Genomic DNA, 17,322 nt, shown 5'->3' with positions numbered 1-17,322 from the left:
TAAGCCCGCGTCACCCTCCGTCGTGGCTGCGCTCGCCGCGCGCCCCTTGATCACTGGGGGAGATCATGCCGTCGTCCTCGGAGCGACGGCGTTCGTAGCGTGACCGGGCGGCCACCAGCCCCACCGCGTACAGGCCGAGGACCGCGGCGAGCAGCAGGTAGTAGAGGGCGGGCAGTGCGGTCATGCCCAGCGGCGGGCCGAGCGGGGAGAGTGGCAGCGCGAGGCCGGCGGCGGTGAGGGCGGTCGCGCCCCAGCCGACGGGACCCGGTTTCCGCCGGCCCTCGGCGCCCCGGCGGCCGAGCCGCAGCAGGAGCATCACCAGCGCCTGGGTGAGCAGGTTCTCGGTGAACCAGCCGGAGTGGAACACGGACTCGTCGTTCGCCGTCCCCGGCCCGTGCACGGCGAGCGCGAGGACGCCGAAGGTCGCGAGGTCGGCGACGGCGTTCAGCAGGCCGAAGCCGGTGATGAAGCCCAGCAGGTCGCGCGAGCGCAGCACGGTGGGGCGCTTCAGGGTGCCCGGCGCGGGGCGGTCGTAGGCGAAGGCGAGCTGGGCCGCGTCGAAGCACATGTTCTGCACGAGGACCTGCGTCGGCAGCATCGGCAGGAAGGGCAGCAGGATGCCCGCCGCGAGCATCGCGATCACGTTGCCGAGATTGGAGGAGAGGGTGACCCGCAGATAGGTGCCGATGTTGCCGCTGGAGTAGCGGCCCGCGGTGATCGCGTGCGAGATCGCGGTGAGGTCCTTGTCGGCCAGCACCACGTCGGCGCTCTCCCGGGCCAGGTCCGTGGCGTCGCGCGGGCAGATCCCGACGTCCGCGGCGTGCAGCGCGGGCAGGTCGTTGACACCGTCGCCGAGGTAGCCGGTGGCATGTCCGCGTGCGCGCAGCGCGACGGTGATACGCGCCTTGTGCTCGGGCGTGCAGCGGGCGAAGACGGTGGTGCGGTCGGCGAGTTCGCCGAGTTCGGTGTCCGTGAGACCGTCGAGGTCGGCGGCGGTACGTACCTCCCCGGGGGCGAGGCCCAGGTCGCGGCAGGCGCGGGCGGCCGTGCCCGGGTGGTCCCCGGTCAGTACCCGTACGGCGACGCCCTGGCCGGCGAGCACCCGCAGCGCGTCGGCCGCGCTCGGCACCAGTGCGTCCCGCAGCGTGACGAACCCCTCGAAGGTCAGGCCGCGTTCGTCAGCCGGGGTGTAGTCGCGGTGGCGGGCGGGGCGTACGGCGGTGGCGACCGCCAGGACGCGCAGCCCGTCGTCCGTCAGCTCGTGGGCGCGGGCGAGCAGCCGTGTGCGCTCCTGCGGATCCAGCGCACAGCGCTCCAGTACGGCTTCGGCGGCGCCCTTGACCAGGAGGGTGTGGGAGCCGAGGGTGCCGGGGGTGCGTACGACGGCGGTGGTGAGGCGGCGTACGGGATCGAAGGGCAGCGCCGCGATCCCGTCGTACGCCGTCAGGTCGTCCTCGTCGGCCGTGTGCAGGAGCGCCTCGTCGAGGGCGTCGGGTGCCGGCAGGTCGGCGAGTTGCAGTGTCCACCAGGCGGCCGCGGCCGCCTGGCACAGTACTTCGGGCGCGTCCTTGCCGTCCGCGTCCAGCGCGCGGTCGACGACCGGCCGGTCCTGGGTGAGGGTGCCGGTCTTGTCCACGCAGAGGACGTCGATGGCGCCGAGGTCGTGGAGCGCGGGCAGCCGCTTGACGATCACTCCGTGCGTACGGGCCAGCAGCGACGCCCCGCGGGCCAGGCAGGTCGTGATGATGACCGGCAGCATCTCCGGGGTCATCCCGACCGCCACCGCGACGGCGAACGGCAGGGTCTCCAGGCCCCGCCCGCGCAGGGCCGCGCCCGCCATCAGGACCAGCGGCGGGGTGAGCAGCATGAACCGGATGAGGATCCAGGAGATGCCGTGCACGGACCGGTCGAAGGCGCTCGCCTCCCGCCGCCCCGGGTCCCGGTGGCCCTCGGCGAACCGCGTGTGCGCGCCGGTCGCCACGACCACGGCGGTACCGCTGCCGGAGGCGACACTGCTGCCCTGGAAGCACAGCTGCGGTTGTTCGAACAGCTCTCCCGCCGTGGGGCCCGGCGCGTCGACCGGGTACTTGGCGACCGGCGCCGACTCTCCGGTGAGCGCCGCCTGGTACACGGTCAGCCCACCGGCCCGCAGCAGCCGTACGTCGGCGGGGACCAGGTCGCCGGGACCGAGCCGGATCACGTCCCCCGGCACCAGCTGGTCGACCGGGAGGTCACGGTCGGTGGGCACTGCGTCCGCGGCGGTCCTGCGCAGCACGGTGGCGGTGCTGGCCACCAGGTCGCGCAGCGCCGCCGTCGAACGGTCGGCCCGGTGCTCACCGGACGACCGCAGCACACAACTGACCACGACCAGTACGGTGATCACGCTCGCGGTGCCCCACGAGGCCACGAGCGCCGAGACCAGGCCGAGGCAGAGCAGTACGGCGGTGAACGGATCCCGCAGACTGCGCAGAAACCGCTCGAACCAGGGAACGGGCCGCCGGGCCGGCAGAGTGTTCTCCCCGAACCGGGCGAGGCGTTCGTCGGCCTGCGTCTGTGTCAGCCCCCGTGGGCCGCTGTCCAGCCGCCGGAGCAGCTGGAGCGCGGTCGGCTCGCCGTGTTCCTCCCCGCCCGAAGTTCCTTGAAGGACCCGGGGTTTCTCCGCCGCCGGGCCGTCCGCGGAGGCGGAGCACTCGGCGCCTCCTCCCGCCGTCACGGACGTCTCAGCCACCGATCCCGCGCAGCCTGCGTACGGGTGCCGATGCCTCCTCGGCCCGTGCGGCCAGCTGTCCGACCATCACGCGCACCACGGTCACGACATCGGGACCGTCGACGTAGTAGACCTGTCGGCGGCCTTCGCGCCGGGAGCGGACGAGGCCCGCGAGCTTCAGCTTCGACAGGTGCTGGCTGACGGCGGGCAGAGCGCCGCCGACACGCTCCGCGAGGTGGGTCACGTCGCTCTCGCCCTGCGCGAGGGCCCACATGATGTGCAGCCGGGGCGAGGAGGCCAGCAGTCCGAACGCGGCGGCCGCGTCCGCCAGCACCTCGGCGGGCGGATCATCGAAGCCACCGGCGTATGCCGTCACAGTCTCTTCTCCCGTCCCGCCCCGGGCATCCGTGCCCGCGTCCGCGCCGACCCAGTTTAGGCGCCTGTCCCCAGGGCGCCGCCGCCGAACCGGCAGCTGCTCACGGTGCCGAGTCCTTGGTTCCGGTGGCTGCGCGGTAGGCCTGGGTGGGGGTCATGGCGACGCCGTCGAGACTGACGGTCTTGTAGGGGCTGACCTTGGCGCAGGTCTTGGACTGGTCGGCGGTCTCGGCGTGGGCGTTGGCGGTGGCGGTCTTGGTGTCGGCGGGGGCGGGGGCGGGGTAGGCGGTGCCGCTGGTCCAGTCGGTGCCGATGACCAGGGTCAGACCGGTGCCCGTGGCGTCGCTCTGCTTGAGGTGGGAGGACGGCAGGCCCAGGGCCTTGGCGGCGGTCTGGGCCTCGGCCTTGTGCCCGCTGCCGTAGGTGAGGGTGGTCGTGGACGTGGTGCCGGCGGCGTTGCCGGTGGTGGTGCCGGAACTGAATCCCTTGTCGAGCAGGGCGGTGGCGACGGCCGAGGCCCGGCCGGTGACGGTGGTGCCGTTCTCCACGGTGACCGCGATCTGCGCGGCGGGGACCGTGGAGGCGGAGGCCGGGGCTTTGGCTGTCGCGGAGGCCGCGGCGGTCTTGTCGCCCGACGAGTTGGTCAGGGACTGGTCGTTCGCGATGGTGGCGAACAGGCTCTGGGCCGTGGCGGCGGGCACGAGCCGGTTGCTGTCGCCCGGGTCCGGCGCCGTCTGCATGGTGGTGAAGGTGATGCGCTTCGCCGGGACCTTGTCCACGTCGGCGGCGAGCCCCATCAGCTTCCTGATGCTGCCCAGACCGGTGTCGACGGTGAGGGCCTTGGTCGCGGCGTCGGCCAGCCGGTAGACGGCGGTCGGGTCGGTGAGGGTGCCGGCGCTCTTGAACTTGCGGATCATCGAGCTGAGGAAGAGATGCTGGGAGTAGGTGCGCCCCAGGTCGCTGCCGTCGCCGAAGCCGTGCCGGGAGCGGACGAACTCCAGGGCCGCCACGCCCTTGAGGGTGTGCGTGCCCTCAGCGAGTTTCAGGTGTGAGTAGGTGTCGTAGACGTCCTTGTCGACGCAGGCCGACACCCCGCCCACCGCGTCGGACATCTTCACCACGCCGGAGAAGTCGAGCTTGACGAAGTGGTCGATGGGGATGCCGGTGAGCCGGTGGACGGTGGCCACCTGGCAGGCCGGCCCGTACTGCAGGGCGCTGTTGACCATGCCGGTGTAGCCGTTCGTGGAGACGCCGGTCTCGGTGTCCTTGCAGGCGGGGACGGTGGTCACGGTGTCGCGGGGGATGCTCATCACGGTGGCGTTGGAGCGGTCGGCGGATATGTGCATCACCATCTCCACGTCCGCGTTGGACCCGGACTGCACACCGGTCCGTGAACAGCCGCCGCCGAGCTTGCAGTCGCTCGCGTTGGTACGGCCGTCGCTGCCCATCACCAGGAGGTTGATCGGGGTCCTGCCGAAGGAGTCGGCCTTCTCCTTGCCCGCGCTGTCGCCCGAGCCGTCGGTCAACGGAACGCTGTGGAGATTGCCGTTCAGATGCTCGTAGAACCACCACCCCGCCCCCGCGGTGGCCAGGACCAGCACCGACAGCGATATCGCGGCCGTCCGCAGGATCCGCCTGCCCCGGCCCATAGGCCGGGCCCGGCGCCCCGCGCCGGGCTTGGGACGCGCACGGGATCCCGTCCGGGAGGGCGCGGAACGGGGGGGCGCATGACCGGAGGTCGCGGAACCCGAGGTGTGGCGCTGCCGGGGCACCCCGCGTGCGTGGCTGCGTGTGGCGTGGCCGGCGGGGGCGTCCCCAGGGTCAGTCATGTTCGCACTCCCACGACGGTCGGGCCGTTCAGGCATACGTCAGGCGTTGCGGGGACGCCTCACTTGCACGGTTGCGCAATATAACAACCCGGCCTGAGACCCGGCGCGGCTCCCACCCACCACCCCTAGAGAGGGCTCCGGACGCGCGGGCGTTCCGACGTCCGGAGTCATCGGTCGTCACAGCGGTCCCGACTCATGACCGAGATGTGGTGAAGTCGTGGTGAGCACTGGGGTCCGGGCCCGCTATGTTCGGTGCGATCATCCGAGATGCGGAGCCGGTGTGCAGAAGACTGATGAACGGGCCGTGGGTGCGGACGGACCGTCCACGGCGGCGGACATGGCCGTCGCGGTCCCCGCGGCGAGGGCGAGTGCCGGCGGTCCCGGGCGCGACTGGCCCCGCCACTGGCCCCTTCTGCTCGGAGCGTGCGCGCTGTCCGGGCCCGCGCTCTACGTCCTCGGCCGGTGGATGGAACAACCGGCCATGCAGGCCTGGCGGACCGTCTGTCTCGCCGTCACCGTGCAGGCGCTGCCGTTCCTGCTGCTCGGCACGGCGCTGTCCGGCGCGATCAACGCGTTCGTGCCGGCCCGGGTGTTCACCCGGCTGCTGCCCCGGAAGCCCGTGCTCGCCGTCCCGGTCGCCGGAGTCGCCGGAGTCGTCCTGCCCGGCTGCGAATGCGCGTCGGTGCCGGTTGCCAACAGCCTGATCGGCCGGGGTGTCACCCCGGCCGCCGCGTTCGCGTTCCTGCTCTCGGCGCCCGCCATCAACCCGGTCGTGCTGACCGCCACCGCCATCGCCTTCCCCGGCCACCCCGAGATGGTCCTGGCCCGGCTGCTCGCCTCGCTCGCCACCGCCGCCGTGATGGGCTGGCTGTGGCTCTTCCTGGGCCGCGACACATGGCTCAAGCCTGTCGTGCGGCACACCGGGCACCAGCCCGAGCAGAGCCGCCTGCGGGAGTTCCGGCGCGGCTTCCAGCACGACTTCCTGCACGCGGGCGGCTTCCTGGTCCTCGGGGCCATGGCGGCGGCGACGTTCAACGTGGCGGTCCCGCGCACCGTGCTCGACGCGTTCTCCGGCTCTCCCTGGCTGTCGGTGCTGTTCCTGGCCGCGCTCGCCATCCTGCTCGCGGTGTGCTCCGAGGCCGACGCGTTCGTCGCGGCCTCGCTCACCGGTTTCTCGCCCGTCGCCCGGCTGGCGTTCATGGTCGTCGGGCCGATGGTCGACCTGAAGCTGATCGCCCTTCAGGCGGGCACCTTCGGCCGGGCCTTCGCGGTCCGTTTCTCCACGGCCACGACGGTCGTCGCGATCCTGTGCAGCGCGCTCATCGGAGGAGTCCTGCTGTGAAACGCCCCCTCCAGGTGACCCTGCTCGTCCTCAGCGGCCTCGGCCTGCTGCACGCCTCGCTCTTCACCGACCTGAGCCTCAGGTTCGTCAAGGAGGGGATGCGTCCGATGCTGGTCGCGTCGGGGGTGCTGCTGCTCGTGCTGGGCGTGGCGGAGGCGTGGTCGAGCCAGAAGCCGGGCAGCGGCGACGCCGCCGACCGCCACGGTCACGACCAAGACCATGACCAAGACCAAGACCAAGACCAAAGCCACAGCCACAGCCACGACCACTCCACCGTGCCCCGTATCGCCTGGCTGCTGTTCCTCCCCGCGCTGAGTCTGCTCTTCTACGCGCCGCCGGCCCTCGGCGCGTACACCGCCGCGCGCGAGGCGCCCAAGGCCGTCACGGAGCAGAGGTACTTCGATCCGCTGCCCGCGACCTCGCCGGTCCCGCTGACGCTCACCCAGTTCACCAGCCGGGTGCAGCAGGACCACAAGCGGGACATCGGCGGCCGTAGCGTCCGGATGACCGGTTTCGTCACGCCCGACAAGGGGGCCGACGGCTGGTACCTGACCAGGATCATCTTCACCTGCTGCGCGGCGGACGCCCAGTCCGTGAAGGTGCGGATCCACGGGGCGGCGGCGCTGCCCGCCGACACCTGGGTGAGCGTCACCGGGACGTGGCACCCCGGCGGAACTCTGGGCACGAGTTCCGCCCCGGCCGCGCTGGACGCCCGTACCGTCAAGAAGGTCGCCAAGCCGGTGAACGCGTACACGGACGCCCTCCCGCTGTTCTAGGCCGGCCGTCCCGCTACGCCGGCCGAACCAGGCCCACGTCATACGCGAAGATCACCGCCTGGACCCGGTCCCGTACGCCGATCTTGGCGAGGACACGGCTGACGTGGGACTTGACGGTGGACTCCGCGAGGGACAGGCGGTCGGCGATCTCGGCGTTGCTCCAGCCGGAGGCGATGGCGGTCAGGACCTCGCGTTCGCGGTCGGTGAGGGCGTCGAGCCGGCGCTCCTGCTCGGGGGTGTGCCCCGGGCGCCGCTCGGTGTAGGCGTCGATGAGTTTGCGGGTCAGGCCGGGGGCGATCACGGCGTCCCCGGCGGCCACCGCACGGATTCCGGCGACGAGTTCGTCGGGCAGCGCGTCCTTGAGGAGAAAGCCGCTGGCCCCGGCGCGCAGCGCGGCGTAGGCGTACTCGTCGAGGTCGAAGGTGGTCAGGACCAGGACGCGGGAGCGGCCGCCGGACTCCACGATGTGACGGGTGGCCTCGATGCCGTCCATGCCGGGCATCCGGACGTCCATCAGGACGACGTCGGGGCGCAGTTCGGCGGTCGAACGGACCGCCTCGGCGCCGTGGGTGGCCTCGCCGACCACGGTCAGGTCGGGGTGCTGTTCCAGGAGCATGCTGAAGCCGAGGCGTTGCAGGGCCTGGTCGTCGACGATGAGCACGGTGGTCATGCCGGTTGGTTCTCCGTGGGAGCGGTGGTGGGGATCAGGAGGGCGCGAACGGTCCAGCCGCCGCGGGTGTTCGGGCCCGCGGTGACGGTCCCCTGGTAGAGAGCGGCCCGCTCGCGCATGCCGACCAGGCCGCGTGCGTCGTCCCGGGCGGCGTCGGCGCGCGGGGTGCGGGGTGGGCCGGTGTCGTCGACGGTGAGGCGGACGCGGTCGCGGTCCACGCTGACGCCGACATGCGCGGTGGTGTCGGGCGCGACGTGCTTGAGGGTGTTGGTCAGCGCCTCCTGGACGATGCGGTAGACGGCGAGTTGGATACCGGGGGCGAGGCCCGTCAGGTCGCCCTCGGTGTCCAGGGTGACAGTGAGGCCGGCGGCCCGGACCCGTTCCAGGAGGGCGGCGAGGTCGGCGAGGCCCGGTTGGGGGGCGAGCGGGGTGCCGCCCGGCTCGTCGCTCCCGTCCCCTTCCTCACCGATGACGGCGAGCAGGCGGCGGAGTTCACCGAGGGCGCCGCGTCCGCTGTCGGCGATGATCCGCAGGGTGTCGGCGCCGCGCTTGGGGGACTTCTCGGCGAGCCCGGCGGCACCGCCGGCCAGGCCGACGATGACGGCGAGGGTGTGGCCGAGGATGTCGTGCATCTCCCGGGCGACGCGGGCGCGTTCGGCGGCGGCGGCGAGCCGGACCCGCTGGTCGCGCTCCACCTCCAGGCGGACGGCGCGTTCGTGCAGGGCCCCGACGTACGCGTTCACGACCCGGCCGACCAGGCCCGCCGCGGCGACGGCCGCCACCAGGGCCGCCTGCACGATCGCCGACACCGAAGTCCCCAGGAACGGGCTGACCGGCTGGTCGGCGGCGCGGGCGACGACCCCTACGGACGTCTGTGCGACGGCGATCGCCATACAGACCACCAACTGGGCGGGCCCGACCGTGCGGCCCACGTTGAGCAGCGCGACGATCCGCCCGGCCTCGGCGCCCGTGCTGACGTCCATGACGAGGCCCACCACGCCGACGGCGGAGGTGAGGGCGAAGACCAGGACGGGCCGCTGCTGCCGCCACAGCAGGGGAACGCAGTATCCGGCGATCACCGCCAGCACCACAGGGACGCCGCGGCCGTTGCCGTCCGCCGTGTCCCACAGGGCCGGGACGCCCAGCGCCGCGCACAGCAGCGGCGCCATCACCCGCTTGACCCACGGATGGGCCAGGTCGGCCCGTCTCACCCGGGTGAGCCACTGCAGGACCGCGACGTCCGAGCGGTGCTGCGCCCCGCCCAGCAGTGCCTCGGGCGTGACAGGGCGGGAAGCCGGCCCGGGCGCGGTCGATGCGGTCACGTCGTACGCCCTCTCGGTACGGGAAGCCGTCCGCCGAGCCCCCGGGGGAGTGGGGATCGGCGGACGGGGCGCGATGGTCACGGCCGGTACGGCCGTACGTCCTGTCGCGGATCGTACGGCCGGCAGGTCACCGCCTTGCGGTGGGAAGGGGCTCGGCGTCCCGCGTGCCCTCGGTGTCCTGCGCCTGCGCCTTCGTCTTCGCCTCCGCCAGCAGATGGCGCAGTTCCTCGCCCTCGACATCCACGTTGGGCAGGACGCGGTCCAGCCATCCCGGCAGCGACCAGGCGCGGCGGCCAAGCAGCGCCATGACGGCGGGCACGATCGTCATCCGGACCACGAAGGCGTCGAGGAACACGGCGACGGCGAGACCGAGGCCGATCGACTTGATCAGCGCGGTGTCGCTGAGCAGGAACCCGGCGAACACGGAGATCATGATGACCGCCGCGGCCGTGACCACGCGGGCGCCGTGCCGGAAGCCCGCGACCACCGCCTCGGTGGGCTCGGCACCATGGACGTACTCCTCCCGCATCCGGGTGACGAGGAAGACCTGGTAGTCCATCGCGAGCCCGAACACCACACCGACCAGGAAGATCGGCAGCAGGCTCACGATCGGCGCGGTCTCGTCGACGCCGAGGGCGCCCGCGAACCAGCCCCACTGGAAGACGGCGACCACGACGCCGAGGGTCGCCAGGACGCTGAGCAGGAACCCGGCGGCGGCCTTGAGCGGGACCAGGACCGAGCGGAACACCAGGAGCAGCAGCACCAGGGCCAGGCCGACGACCACGGCGAGGTAGGGCACGAGGGCGTCGCCGAGCTTGGCGGAGATGTCGATGTTGAGCGCGGTGGTGCCGGTGACCATCAGTTCGGCACCGGTGTCCGCGTGCAGGGCGGTGCCGCGGTCGCGGATGGCGGAGACCAGGTCGACGGTGTCCTGGCTGCTGGGTGAGCTCTTCGGGACGGCGCGGATCAGGGCGACGTCACCGGCCTGGTTGAAGGTGGCGGGGCTGACCGAGGCGACGCCCGGCATCGTGCCGAGCAGGGTGACCGCGTCCTGGGCGGCGCCCTTGGCGTCGTCGCTCGTACGGGCGTCGACGACCACGGTCAGCGGCCCGTTGTAGCCGGGCCCGAAGCCCTTGGTGATGGTGTCGTAGGCGATGCGCTGGGTGGAGCCGGGGGCGGCCGAACTGTCGCTGGGCATGGCCAGTTGCAGCGACAGGGCGGGAATGGCCAGGGCGAACAGGGCGGCCACCGCGACGGCGAGAACCCTGACCGGGTTGCGGGTGACGAACCGCGCCCAGCGCACGCCCGCGGGTTCGCCCTCGCCGCGCTCCTCGATCGCCCGCATCCGGCGGGTCTTGAGCTTCCCCTTCATGATGCGGGGACCGGCGAAGCCCAGCAGGGCGGGCAGCAGGGTGAGCGCGATGAGCACGGCGATCGCGACCGCGCCCGCGGCACCGAGACCGATGTCGGTGAGCAGGCCGACGCCGATGATGCTGAGCCCCGCGAGCGCGATGACCACGGTCAGACCGGCGAACACCACCGCGGAGCCGGCCGTGCCGAGCGCGCGTCCTGCGGCCTCCTCCGGTTCGTGCCCCTCCCTGATCTCGCCGCGGTAGCGGGAGACGATGAACAGCGCGTAGTCGATGGCCACCGCGAGGCCGAGCATCAGCGCCAGCGTCGAGGTGGAGGAACTCAGATCCACGAACGCGCTGGTGAGGGTGATCGCGGACACCGCCACCACGATGCCGAAGACCGCGGTCAGCAGGGGCAGCCCGGCCGCGAGCAGCGAGCCGAAGGTGATGACCAGCGCGACGGCGGCGACCGCGAGGCCGATCAGCTCACCGGCGCTCTGCTCGGACTTCACCTGGACGGCGTTGCCCCCCATGCTCACCGCGAGCCCCGCCTTGTCGCCCCGGTCGGCCACGGACTTCAGGTCCTCGCGGGCCCGGTCGGTGACGTCGGCCTGGGCGACCTTGTAGGTGACCTGGGCGTAGGCGACGGAGCCGTCCTTGCTGACGGTGCCGCTGGTGAACGGGTCGGCGACGTCTCCGACCTGGGAGGCCTTCGTGAGGTCGGCGACGAGAGCCTCGACCTCGGCCTTGTCGTCGCCGGACGTCAGCTTCCGCCCGTCCGGGGCCTCGAACACGACGCGGGCGGTGGCTCCGGCGGCCGAGGCCTGCGGGAACTCCGTCCCCAGCAGGTCCAGCGCCTTCTGGGACTGGGTTCCGGGAATGGTGAAGGAGTCCGATGTACCGGCCGACACACTGGCGGCACCGATGCCGACGGCCGCCAGGACGGCTATCCACAGCATGAGGACAAGTCGTCGCCGCCGGAACGCGAACCGGCCGAGACGATAGAGGAACGTGGCCACGAATGACTCCCGGAGCGGGGAAGAGAGGCCGTCGTGGCCTCCTGAATCCAGGCTAGGAACGCCCGGTCGCCACTCGGCGGCACTCCGGAGGTGAATACGGCCCGGCGGTTAGTACTTCCGTCCCATACGCATGTCATCCGGCCGGTGTACGACGCCGCCGAGCCTGCCCCTCGCCGGCGCCGGGGTCTTACGGACCCGTGACGTGACGGGCGCGGTACTGCCGTGCGCGGCCGTCGCGGTCCTAGCGTTCTGCGTATGCGAGTACTGGTCACCGGCGGTGCCGGGTTCATCGGGTCCCATGTCGTCGAGGCGCTGACCGCGCGGGGGCACGAGGCGGTCGTGTTCGACCTGTGCGACGGCCTGGACGTACGGGACGCCGAGGCGGTCGGCGCGGCGCTGACGGGCGTGGACGCCGTGTGCCATCAGGCGGCGATGGTGGGGCTGGGGAAGGGGTTCGACGACGCGGTCGAGTACGTGTCGCGCAACGACCTCGGCACGGCGGTGCTGCTCACCGCGATGGCCGACGCCGGGGTCCGCCGCCTCGTGCTCGCCGGGTCGATGGTCGTGTACGGCGAGGGCGCGTACGGGTGTGAGTGGCACGGGCCGGTACGTCCCGGGCCCCGGACCGTCGCCGATCTCGACGCGGGACGGTTCGAGCCGCGCTGCCCGCGGTGCGGCGAGGAACTGACACCCGGCCTGGTGCGCGAGGACGCTCCGGTCGACCCCCGGAACGTGTACGCGACGACCAAGCTGGCCCAGGAACATCTGGCGGCGGCCTGGGCCCGGTCGACGGACGGTTCGGCGGTGTCACTGCGCTACCACAACGTGTACGGGCCCAGGATGCCGCGCGACACCCCGTACGCGGGGGTCGCCTCGTTCTTCCGGTCCGCGCTGGCCCGGGGCGAGGCGCCGCGGGTCTTCGAGGACGGCGGGCAGCGACGGGACTTCGTGCACGTACGGGACGTGGCCGCGGCCAATGCGGCGGCCCTGGAGGCGGGTTCGCGCTCCGGGGCCCTCACCGTCTACAACACCGGGAGCGGCGAGCCGCACACGGTCGGCGAGATGGCCCTGGCCCTGGCCACCGCCCACGGCGGACCCGAGCCCGTGGTGACCGGGGAGTACCGCCTCGGCGACGTACGCCACATCACGGCCGACTCCGCACGGCTGCGCGCCGAGCTGGGCTGGAAGCCCGAGACCGGCTTCGCGGAGGGGATGCGGGAGTTCGCGACGGCGAGGCTGCGCGGGGAGTAGGGGAGTAAGAGGGTAGGGGAGCGGCGGCCGGGGCGCTCCTCACGCCCTCACCGTGGGCGGCCCCTTCACGCCCTCGCCATGGGCAGTGTGACCTCGAAGCGGCAGCCTCCGGGGACGTTGTGGACGGCGGCCTGGCCCTGGTGCGCCTCGACGATGCCCCGGACGATGGCCAGGCCCAGGCCCGCTCCGGCGGGGGGTGTACGGGCGTGGGTGCCGCGCCAGCCGGTGTCGAAGACGCGCGGGAGGTCCTCCTCCGGGATGCCGCCGCAGCCGTCGGTGACGGACAGGACGACCCCCGCGTCCGAGCGCTCGGCGGCGACCGCGACCGTGCCGTCGGCCGGGGTCCGCCGGATCGCGTTGACGAGGAGATTGCCCAGCACCCGGCTCATCTCCTTGCCGTCCACCTCGACCGGCACCGGCTCGATACGGTCCCCGACCAGGCGTACGCCGTACTCGCGGGCGAGCGGGTCCGCGCCCGCGAGGGCGTCGCCGACGAGGTCGTAGAGGGAGATGCGGGAGGGCGACAGGGCGAGGGTCCCGGCGTGTATGCGGGAGAGTTCGAAGAGGTCGCCGACCATGTCGTTGAGGCGTTCGACCTCGGTGCGGATCTGCCGGAGGTAGCGGGCCGGGTCGGCGGCCACCCCGTCCTCCAGCGCCTCCGACATCGCCCGCAGTCCGGCGAGCGGGGTGCGCAGGTCGTGCGAGATCCAGGCGACGAGTTCACGGCGGGAGCTCTCCAGCGCGCGTTCACGGTCGCGGGACTCGGCGAGCTTCGCGCTGGTCGCCTGCAACTCCCGGCTCAGCGCGGCGAGTTCGGCGGTCGCCGCGCCGTCGGGGGCCGCGAAGTCGCCGCCGTCGCCGAAGGAGCGCGCGGCGAGGGTGAGCGCCCTGCTGCGGGCCACCACCCAACGGCCCAGCAACAGCGCCGTCGCCAGGGACACCACCGCCGCCATGGCCACCACGGTCGTGACCACGCCCAGATCGTGCGAGGACAGGAACATCGCCCAGGCGACGGCCAGCGTCCCCGCGAGCATCGCGGTGACCGCCACGGCGGCGACGACGGCGAGGGACACGGTCAGCGACCGCCGCCGGATCAGCCACAGCGTCCCCGCGCCGAGCAGCCCGGCCGCGGCGGCGCCGAGGAAGGCGTACAGGGCGATGAGCAGCATGTCGTGCGTGGAGTGCACGGTCTGCATGGCTTGCGTGACCTGCCCGGCTTGCGTGACGTGCATGTCGTGCAGGGAGTGCGTGACCTGCATGGAGTGCATGGAGTGCATGGTCAGACCGCCTCCTCGCGGGGAGTCGGGGCCCCGTGGGGCGTGGGCTCCTCGAAGCGGTAGCCGACCCCCCAGACCGTCTGGATCAGCCGCGGTCTGCCCGGATCCTCCTCGACCTTGCCCCGCAGCCGGCGCACGTGGACCGTGACCGTCGACAGGTCGCCGAAGTCCCAGCCCCACACCTCGCGCATCAGGTCCTCGCGGCTGTACGCCCGGCCGGGATTGCGGAGGAAGAACGCGAGCAGGTCGAACTCGCGGATGGTGAGGGCGAGGTCCTCGCCGTTCCTGGTGGCGCGGCGGGCGTCGGGGTCGACGGCGAGACCGGCCAGCCGGAGGGGGCGAGTGCCCTCGGCAGGGCGGCTGCGGCGCAGTACCGACTCCACCCTCAGGACCAGTTCACGGGGGCTGAAGGGCTTGGTGACGTAGTCGTCGGCGCCCACCTCCAGGCCGAGGATCCGGTCGTCCTCGTCACCGCGCGCGGTGAGCATGATGACCGGCACGGGCCCGCGGCCGCGCATCCTGCGGCACACCTCCAGGCCGTCCATCCCCGGCAGCATCAGGTCCAGCACCACCAGGTCGGGCCAGTGCGCGGCGGCCCGGGCGAGCGCGGCGGGTCCGTCCGCGGCACGGTCCACGACGTACCCGGCGCGGTCGAGGTAGCCGGAGACCACCTCGGCGACGGTGGGGTCGTCGTCGACGACGAGGACGCGGGCGCTCTGCCCGGGCCCACCCGGGGCGGGTCCGGTACCTGCGGGTTCGTACGGCTGCTGCATGGATCCAGCGTCCCACCGGCCGCACCCGCCTGCCGCGATCCCGCCGCGACGTCCGCGTTTCGTAAGGACCTGAAGTCCGATATCTCCCTTTCGCGTTCGTAGGGTGAAAGCCGTGACGACCTCTCCCCAACCCGAGCCGGACAAGGCCCCGGACACGGACCCGGCGCCCGTCGACGCGGTCCTCCCCTCTCCGGTCGACGTGATCCTCCCCTGTCTGAACGAGGCCGAGGCCCTCCCCTGGGTCCTCGCCCGCATCCCCGCCGGGTGGCGCGCGCTGGTCGTGGACAACGGCTCCACGGACGGCTCGGCGGAACTGGCCCGCGGCCTCGGCGCGACCGTCGTGCGCGAGACGCGCCGCGGGTTCGGCGCCGCCTGCCACGCCGGTCTGCGAGCCGCCACCGCCGACATCGTGTGTTTCTGCGACTGCGACGCCTCGCTGGACCCGGCCCGGCTCCTGCCCTTCGTCCGCGAGGTGCGGGACGGCGAGGCCGACCTCGTGCTCGGGCGGCGCCGCCCGCAGGGCCGGGGCGCCTGGCCCGCGCACGCCCGGGCCGGCAACCTCGCCCTCGCCCGGATGCTCCGCCGCCGCACCGGACTGCGCCTGCACGACCTCGGCCCCCTGCGTGCCGCCCGCCGCGAACCGCTGCTCGCCCTCGGCCTCACCGACCGCCGCAGCGGCTACCCGCTCCAGATGGTCGTGCGCGCCGCCGACGCCGGCTGGCGCGTCACCGAGCACGACGTGCCGTATCTGCCGCGCACCGGTGCCTCCAAGGTCACCGGCACCTGGCGCGGCACCTGGCAGGCGGTACGGGACATGCGCCGCGTCCTCGCCGAGCCGCCCGCGCCGTCGCGCCCCGCCCACGCCGCCCTCACGCCTTCCCTCGCCTCCACGGATTCCCGTTCCCAGGGAGGAACCAGCCAGTGACGACGCTCCTCGTCATCGCCAAGGAACCGCGCCCCGGACGGGTCAAGACCCGCCTCACCCCGCCCTTCACGCCCCGGGAGGCGGCGCTGCTCGCCGAGGCGTCCCTCGCGGACACCCTGCGCGCGGTGGCGGCGACCCCGGCACGGCGCCGGGTGCTCGTGCTCGACGGAGCGGCCGGCGACTGGCTGCCGGCCGGCTTCGACGTCGTACCGCAGTGCGCGGGCGGCCTCGACGAACGGCTGGCCGCCGCCTTCGCGGGCTGCGCCGGGCCCGCGCTGCTCATCGGCATGGACACCCCGCAGGTGACGCCCGCGCTCCTCACCGTGGACTTCGCCGGCTGCGACGCGTACTTCGGCCCGGCCGAGGACGGCGGCTTCTGGGCCCTCGGGCTCGCCGCCCCCGACCCGGAGCTTCTGCGGGGCGTGCCGATGTCGACGCCCACGACGGGTGCGGTGCAGCGGGAGCGGCTCGTCGCCGCCGGGCTGCGCGTGCGCGACCTGCCCCGCCTCCGGGACGTCGACACGGCCGCCGACGCGGAGGCGGTCGCCGCCCTCGCGCCGCCCGGCAGCCGCTTCGCCGCCGAGCTCGGACGTCTGCGGACGGCCACCGGACGATGAGCACCGCGCACGGGACGACGACACCACCGGGGGTGCCCGGCCCGCGCCCCTGGTCGGCCGACCCCTACTCGGACGCCCTGGTCACCGGCCGGGGCCCGCTCTTCCTCCGGCGCACCGACGGCTGGCTGCTGCCCCTGGAGGTGGAGCGCTGGTGCGCACGGGCCGACGCGGTGGACCTGACGGTGCTCGCGCGCTGCGAGGGGACCGTGCTCGACGTGGGCTGCGGGCCGGGGCGGCTCGTCGCCGAACTCGCCGCCCGGGGGCGGCCCGCGCTCGGCATCGACGTCAGCGAGGCGGCCGTCGCGCACACCGCCCGGCTCGGCGGACAGGCCCTGCGGCGCTCCGTCTTCGAGCCGCTCCCCGGTGAGGGCCGGTGGGACACCGCGCTCCTCCTCGACGGCAATGTCGGCATCGGCGGCGACCCGGCCGCCCTGCTCCACCGGATGACCCAACTCCTCGCCCCCGGCGGACTGTTGATCGTCGAGACCCTCGCGGACGTGGACGTCGACGAACGGGTCAGCGTCCACATCGTCCGGGTCGCCGACCCCCGGAGCACGGCGGGGCCGGCCTTCCCGTGGGCCCGCCTCGGCACCCCGGCCCTGCTGCGACACGCCCGCCGAGCAGGCTGGCACCGAGACGCTCAGTGGTCGGCCGGGGGCCGCTCCTTTGTCGCCCTGCGCAACCGCTCCGACCTCGCCGACCGCGCCGACCTCAGCGAGCGCAGCACGAGCAGCACGGCGGAACCCCCGAACAGCACCGCCGTGATCAACAGCCAGCGAGCCAGGAAGCCGTCGCCCGAGAGCCCGGTGGCCAACCGGTAGTGCTCCGCCATCTGCCCGCTGATCAGCGGAAACCACATCAGCAGCAGAAGCGCCGAGAACGCGGCCGGGAACCGGACGTAGAGCGTCCACTCCCGGCGGCCGACCGCGCCGAGGCCCCTCGCCACGGCCCGGTCGGCCCCCGCGTACAACGGAACGAGCACCACATCGTGGAGGACCGCCGCGCCCACGAACCACAGCGCCACCCCGAACCAGTCCCCCGCGAGCAGCCGCACCCCGGCGTACCCGGCGAGCGCGAACGAACAGGC

14 protein-coding genes are annotated in these 17,322 nt (G+C 73.3%); 6 read left to right on the top strand and 8 right to left on the bottom strand.

The features are described from left to right. Window positions 1-10: 10 nt before the first annotated feature. The 3 genes from mgtA to ACIRA5_RS17160 form a co-directional block, all read right to left on the bottom strand. The gene (mgtA, locus tag ACIRA5_RS17170; RefSeq protein ID WP_403691509.1) at window positions 11-2,728 is read right to left on the bottom strand and encodes a magnesium-translocating P-type ATPase; all 2,718 of its coding nucleotides are present in this window, start codon (window positions 2,726-2,728) and stop codon (window positions 11-13) included. After that, entirely contained in the window at window positions 2,721-3,083 is a 363-nt protein-coding gene (locus tag ACIRA5_RS17165) for an ArsR/SmtB family transcription factor (protein WP_403691507.1), read from the bottom strand. Before ACIRA5_RS17165 ends, mgtA begins: the two co-directional genes overlap by 8 nt. A gap of 100 nt (window positions 3,084-3,183) precedes the next feature. After that, window positions 3,184-4,911 carry an LCP family protein gene (locus ACIRA5_RS17160; RefSeq protein WP_403691505.1) on the bottom strand — a complete coding sequence of 576 codons (1,728 nt, stop codon included), beginning with the start codon at window positions 4,909-4,911 and terminating at the stop codon, window positions 3,184-3,186. A gap of 280 nt (window positions 4,912-5,191) precedes the next feature. Between ACIRA5_RS17160 and ACIRA5_RS17155 the strand changes: the two genes are divergently transcribed. Together ACIRA5_RS17155 and ACIRA5_RS17150 are read left to right on the top strand one after the other, a co-directional pair. Beyond that, on the top strand, window positions 5,192-6,253 hold the full coding sequence (locus tag ACIRA5_RS17155; RefSeq protein WP_403691504.1) for a permease: 1,062 nt from the start codon (window positions 5,192-5,194) through the stop codon (window positions 6,251-6,253). Next, the gene (locus ACIRA5_RS17150; protein WP_403691502.1) at window positions 6,250-7,029 is read left to right on the top strand and encodes a TIGR03943 family putative permease subunit; all 780 of its coding nucleotides are present in this window, start codon (window positions 6,250-6,252) and stop codon (window positions 7,027-7,029) included. The genes ACIRA5_RS17155 and ACIRA5_RS17150 overlap by 4 nt, the downstream gene beginning before the upstream one ends. Before the next feature lie 13 nt (window positions 7,030-7,042). Here the strand turns inward: ACIRA5_RS17150 and ACIRA5_RS17145 are convergent, their stop codons facing one another. The 3 genes from ACIRA5_RS17145 to ACIRA5_RS17135 all read right to left on the bottom strand — a co-directional run bounded on the left by ACIRA5_RS17145 (window position 7,043) and on the right by ACIRA5_RS17135 (window position 11,392). Beyond that, window positions 7,043-7,699, bottom strand: a complete 657-nt coding sequence (locus ACIRA5_RS17145) for a response regulator transcription factor (RefSeq protein ID WP_352053537.1) — start codon at window positions 7,697-7,699, stop codon at window positions 7,043-7,045. After that, window positions 7,696-9,021 carry a sensor histidine kinase gene (locus tag ACIRA5_RS17140; RefSeq protein ID WP_403691500.1) on the bottom strand — a complete coding sequence of 442 codons (1,326 nt, stop codon included), beginning with the start codon at window positions 9,019-9,021 and terminating at the stop codon, window positions 7,696-7,698. Before ACIRA5_RS17140 ends, ACIRA5_RS17145 begins: the two co-directional genes overlap by 4 nt. A gap of 127 nt (window positions 9,022-9,148) precedes the next feature. Beyond that, window positions 9,149-11,392 carry an MMPL family transporter gene (locus ACIRA5_RS17135; protein WP_403691498.1) on the bottom strand — a complete coding sequence of 748 codons (2,244 nt, stop codon included), beginning with the start codon at window positions 11,390-11,392 and terminating at the stop codon, window positions 9,149-9,151. Window positions 11,393-11,647: 255 nt separating this feature from the next. Here ACIRA5_RS17135 and ACIRA5_RS17130 point away from each other — a divergent pair, with 255 nt between their 5' ends. Then, window positions 11,648-12,643 carry an NAD-dependent epimerase/dehydratase family protein gene (locus ACIRA5_RS17130; protein ID WP_403691496.1) on the top strand — a complete coding sequence of 332 codons (996 nt, stop codon included), beginning with the start codon at window positions 11,648-11,650 and terminating at the stop codon, window positions 12,641-12,643. Between the two features lie 65 nt (window positions 12,644-12,708). On the opposite strand, the gene ACIRA5_RS17125 is transcribed toward ACIRA5_RS17130, so the two are convergent. Continuing rightward, a complete protein-coding gene (locus ACIRA5_RS17125; RefSeq protein ID WP_403691924.1) occupies window positions 12,709-13,839 on the bottom strand; it encodes a sensor histidine kinase in 1,131 nt (376 codons plus the stop codon). A gap of 83 nt (window positions 13,840-13,922) precedes the next feature. Next, window positions 13,923-14,693, bottom strand: a complete 771-nt coding sequence (locus tag ACIRA5_RS17120) for a response regulator transcription factor (protein WP_403691494.1) — start codon at window positions 14,691-14,693, stop codon at window positions 13,923-13,925. Between the two features lie 103 nt (window positions 14,694-14,796). Between ACIRA5_RS17120 and ACIRA5_RS17115 the strand changes: the two genes are divergently transcribed. Genes ACIRA5_RS17115 through ACIRA5_RS17105 form a run of 3 tightly spaced genes read left to right on the top strand, consistent with a single transcriptional unit; the run spans window position 14,797 to window position 17,056 of the window. Beyond that, window positions 14,797-15,618, top strand: coding sequence for a glycosyltransferase family 2 protein (locus ACIRA5_RS17115; protein WP_403691492.1), 822 nt, complete (start codon window positions 14,797-14,799; stop codon window positions 15,616-15,618). After that, on the top strand, window positions 15,615-16,235 hold the full coding sequence (locus tag ACIRA5_RS17110) for a DUF2064 domain-containing protein (RefSeq protein WP_403691491.1): 621 nt from the start codon (window positions 15,615-15,617) through the stop codon (window positions 16,233-16,235). Before ACIRA5_RS17115 ends, ACIRA5_RS17110 begins: the two co-directional genes overlap by 4 nt. Then, window positions 16,232-17,056: a class I SAM-dependent methyltransferase gene (locus tag ACIRA5_RS17105; protein WP_403691490.1), complete on the top strand. Its 825-nt coding sequence runs from the start codon at window positions 16,232-16,234 to the stop codon at window positions 17,054-17,056. Before ACIRA5_RS17110 ends, ACIRA5_RS17105 begins: the two co-directional genes overlap by 4 nt. Window positions 17,057-17,322: the final 266 nt, after the last annotated feature.

This window comes from Streptomyces sp. NPDC096311, assembly GCF_044763085.1.
GTDB lineage: Bacteria > Actinomycetota > Actinomycetes > Streptomycetales > Streptomycetaceae > Streptomyces.
This window is presented reverse-complemented; position numbering and strand designations above follow the sequence as displayed.

Coding starts and splice junctions, on each gene's coding strand:
- ACIRA5_RS17160 (WP_403691505.1), bottom strand. CDS start 4,911: ATGACTGACCCTGGGGACGCCCCCGCCGGCCACGCCACACGCAGCCAC.
- ACIRA5_RS17145 (WP_352053537.1), bottom strand. CDS start 7,699: ATGACCACCGTGCTCATCGTCGACGACCAGGCCCTGCAACGCCTCGGC.
- ACIRA5_RS17130 (WP_403691496.1), top strand. CDS start 11,648: ATGCGAGTACTGGTCACCGGCGGTGCCGGGTTCATCGGGTCCCATGTC.
- ACIRA5_RS17125 (WP_403691924.1), bottom strand. CDS start 13,839: ATGCAGACCGTGCACTCCACGCACGACATGCTGCTCATCGCCCTGTAC.
- ACIRA5_RS17120 (WP_403691494.1), bottom strand. CDS start 14,693: ATGCAGCAGCCGTACGAACCCGCAGGTACCGGACCCGCCCCGGGTGGG.
- ACIRA5_RS17105 (WP_403691490.1), top strand. CDS start 16,232: ATGAGCACCGCGCACGGGACGACGACACCACCGGGGGTGCCCGGCCCG.